This window comes from Streptomyces sparsus, assembly GCF_054776295.1.
Genome location: NZ_BAAHCA010000577.1, coordinates 1 through 3,177 on the forward strand (window position 1 = coordinate 1; position 3,177 = coordinate 3,177).

3 protein-coding genes are annotated in these 3,177 nt (G+C 72.1%); all 3 read left to right on the forward strand.

Annotated features, from left to right (window positions below; all coding sequences use genetic code 11):
• The first annotated feature begins 386 nt into the window (after positions 1 to 386).
• The gene (locus ACYVE9_RS20460; RefSeq protein ID WP_461029344.1) at positions 387 to 2,051 is read left to right on the forward strand and encodes an ATP-binding cassette domain-containing protein; all 1,665 of its coding nucleotides are present in this window, start codon (positions 387 to 389) and stop codon (positions 2,049 to 2,051) included.
• 386 nt (positions 2,052 to 2,437) lie between these two features.
• Entirely contained in the window at positions 2,438 to 2,827 is a 390-nt protein-coding gene (locus ACYVE9_RS20465; protein WP_461029345.1) for a cell division protein SepF, read from the forward strand.
• 51 nt (positions 2,828 to 2,878) lie between these two features.
• The coding region (locus ACYVE9_RS20470) for an ATP-binding protein (protein ID WP_461029346.1) at positions 2,879 to 3,177 on the forward strand (299 nt) is incomplete at its 3' end.

The window sequence follows — 3,177 nt, forward strand, 5'->3', positions numbered from 1 at the left end:
CCGACTCGGCTGACCGCCCCCGGACGCCCCGACGGCCCCGCGCACGGCCCGCGCCCGGGGCCGTCGGCGTCCGCCCGCAGGCGCACCGAAAACCCTTTGACGCCCCCGGTGAGCGGACTAGAGTTCTCACGTCCTGTTGTCTCCGATAGAGGTGGACGTTGCGCATCTGAGGTTCGCGAACACCACGCGGTACGGCACTGCCCGTACACCCGTCACGCTGCGCGCCGGCACTCACTGCCGCTGCCCGTGACCGTCCTCGCGTGGACGCGACCTCGGCGCACGAGCCGTTCCCACCTGCCCGGAGAAGACGACCTCTCCCGGCCCGGTCGCCGCGTGGTGCTCGCACACGAAGCCCCTGCCCCCGCGCCTGAGACTGCGAGAACACCATGCCTGTACCCACCCCGCCCCCCACGTCCGTGACCTGCTCGGACCTCACCTTCCGCTGGCCCGACGGCACGCCCGTCCTCGACGGGCTGGACCTCGTCATCGGCCGCGGACGCGTCGGCCTGGTCGGCGGAAACGGCTGCGGCAAGTCCACCCTGCTGCGGCTGATCGCCGGCCGGCTGCGGCCTTCCGCCGGGTCCGTCACCGTCGGCGGGACCGTCGCCCACCTTCCGCAGAACATCACTCTTGACACTGCGCTGCGCGTCGACGAGGCACTGGGCATCGCCGAGCGGCGCACCGCGCTGCGCGCCATCGAGGCCGGCGACGTGGACGAGCGCCACTTCGAGACGGTCGGAGACGACTGGGACGTCGAAGAACGCGCCTCGGCGACGCTGGGCGCACTCGGCCTCGGCGCTCTCGAACTCGACCGCACGGTCGGCCGGATGTCCGGCGGCGAGACCGTGCTGCTCGGACTGGCCGCGCTGCTGCTCCGGCGCCCCGACGTGCTGCTGCTCGACGAACCGACCAATAACCTCGACCTGTTCGCCCGTCGGCGGCTGTACGCGGCCGTGGACTCCTGGCGCTCCGGCGTGCTGGTCGTGGTCAGCCACGACCGCGACCTGCTGGAACGTGTGGACCGCATCGCCGAACTGCGCTCCGGCGCGGTGAGTTGGTACGGCGGCGGCTGGTCCGCGTACCAGGAGGCCCTCGCCGCGCAGCAGGAGACGGCCGGGCGTCTGCTCCGGGCAGCCGAGGCCGACGTGCGCCGCCAGAAGCGGGAACTGGAGGAGACACACGTCAAGTTGGCGCGCAGGCAGCGCCACAGCAGGAAGATGGACCTCGAACGGCGGTCCCCCAAGATCCTCGCCGGAGCACGCAAGCGCGCCGCGCAGGAGTCGGCGGGCAAGCTGCGCGGCCTGCACGAGGAGCGCCTCGAGGAGGCCCGGGAGCGGCGTGGGCACGCCGCGGACGCGATCCGGGACGACGACGAGATCCGCGTCGACCTTCCCCTCAGCGCGGTGCCCGCCGGTCGCACCGTGCTCCGACTACGGGGCCTGCACCTTCCGTTCGGTCGGCTGCGTGATGGCGACCTGGAAGTGCGCGGGCCCGAACGGGTGGCGCTCGTCGGGCGGAACGGGGCCGGCAAGTCCACGCTGCTGCGCACCCTGACCGGGGAGCTGGAACCCGTGGCCGGTGAAGCCGAGGCCCTCGTCCCGCTGCGTTTCCTTCCGCAGCGTCTGGACGTGCTGGACGAGGAGTTGAGCGTGGCGGAGAACGTCGCCAGGGCCGCTCCCGGCACGACCGACAACGTGATCCGCGCACGGCTCGCCCGCTTCCTCTTCAAGGGGAAGAAGGCCGAACAGGTGGCGGGCACCCTTTCGGGTGGAGAACGGTTCCGGGCCGCGCTCGCCGCGACGATGCTCGCCGCGCCCGCCCCGCAACTTCTGCTGCTGGACGAGCCGACCAACAGTCTCGACCTGGCCGGTGTGCGGCAGCTCACCAGCGCTCTCCACTCCTACCAGGGGGCGTTGCTGATCGCCGGCCACGACCTGCACTTCCTGCGAGCGGTCGGCGTCACCCGCTGGCTGGTACTCGGCGAACGCCTTCAGGAGGCCACCGCCGACGAGGTGGACGCGCTGCTGGAGGCCGCCACGGACGACGGCTGAGGGGAGCGGGGAGAGGAGAGAAGGAGGGACGGAACGGTGGAGGCGGGGAGGGACGCCCGAGACCGTGAACACCGGTGTTCCCTCTTCCCGCCGGGCGGTTGCTCGCCGTACCAGGGGAAGGTCGCGGTGACCGAGGGTAGTTCGCCGCCGACACGGCGCCGGGCAGGGACCGTAGCGGTACCGGCCCGGCACCGGGCCGGCGAGGAGTTCAGGTCCGCACCCGTCGCGCCTGGAGGCCAACTCAGCTGCTGCCGGGGAGGCATGGCGGAGGCCGGGACGGGAAGGCGGAACGCCGCCGACAGCGGCCGCTCGTGAACGGTCGCGACACGCCGGAGCAGAACATCGGATCTGCGCGGGAATGATCTGCTTTTCCCTACACTCGCGGAATGCGGATATCCAGCGAAGCCACCGATGAGCAGTGGGAGGGCCTGGCCCAGGTCGTCCCCCTGCGCGGGGACCACGAATGGCCCACCTGGCCTGCCCTTCCCGCCCGACCCGCGGTTGACCCGGGAGAGCCTCCGAGGCAGTTCGTCGTGCTCCGGGTGCAGTGTTTCGCGGACGCACGCGACGTCGCGGAGCACCTCATGGCACGGACCCCCGTCCTGCTGGACCTCAGCGCTGCGGAGAGTGATGTGGCCCGCCGCATCCTGGACTTCTGCAGCGGTGTGGTCTTCGGGCAGGGCAGCGGCATGCACCGGGTGGACACCAACGTGTTCCTGCTGGCTCCGGTCGGCACCGAGGTGGAGGAGCCGGCGGTCACCCGTTCGCAGGAATGATCACCCGCTGTAACGGTTCGTCGCTCGCCGACGCCGATACGTTCCCCGGATATGAACGAAACCGGTGCCGCGCCGCGGCCGGCAGTGACCGAACTGCGGATCTCGGCATTCCGCGCACTGTGCGGCGCCCGGCTGCCGCTGGCCCCCTTCACCCTGCTGACGGGGCCCAGCGGCAGCGGGAAGTCCACCGTCCTGGAGGCGTACACCGCACTCGCCCGGCTGGCCGCCGGTGACACCGTGCACGAGGTGTTCGAAGCCCTGCCGGGCGGGCCCGCCGCGTGCGTGCCGCTGGCGTCGCGGCCGGACGACACCGGCCGACGCGGCTTCCGGCTCGGCTGCACGGTCACCGG

Bases quoted from the DNA above. Each gene is read 5' to 3' on its own strand.
- ACYVE9_RS20460 (WP_461029344.1), top strand. From the start codon at position 387: ATGCCTGTACCCACCCCGCCCCCCACGTCCGTGACCTGCTCGGACCTC.
- ACYVE9_RS20465 (WP_461029345.1), top strand. From the start codon at position 2,438: ATGCGGATATCCAGCGAAGCCACCGATGAGCAGTGGGAGGGCCTGGCC.